Source organism: Streptomyces sp. NRRL WC-3618 (genome assembly GCF_001280005.1).
In the GTDB taxonomy this organism is placed as follows: domain Bacteria; phylum Actinomycetota; class Actinomycetes; order Streptomycetales; family Streptomycetaceae; genus Streptomyces.
In genome coordinates, this window is sequence record NZ_LGDW01000391.1 from 1 (window position 1) to 257 (window position 257).

Sequence of the window (257 nt, forward strand, 5' to 3'; positions counted from 1 at the left end):
ACAGCAGCCAGCTGACCGTGTACGGCAACAAGTGCCTGGATGCCCGGGGCGGCGGTACCACGAACGGGACCGCGGTGCAGATCTGGTCGTGCACCGGCAGTGACAACCAGCAGTGGCGGGTGAACGCCGACGGCACGATCGTCGGCGTGCGGTCCGGGCTGTGCCTGGAAGCCGCGGGCTGGGGTTCGGCCAACGGCACGGTGGCGCAGCTCTGGTCGTGCACCGGCGGCGCCAACCAGAAGTGGACCGGCCTGGCC

General features: G+C 70.8%; 1 protein-coding gene. It reads left to right on the plus strand.

Annotated elements, in window-relative coordinates; all coding sequences use genetic code 11:
* Nucleotides 1-257 (plus strand): RICIN domain-containing protein (locus ADL01_RS27205; RefSeq protein ID WP_199834940.1); only part of this gene is annotated, 257 nt, incomplete at both ends.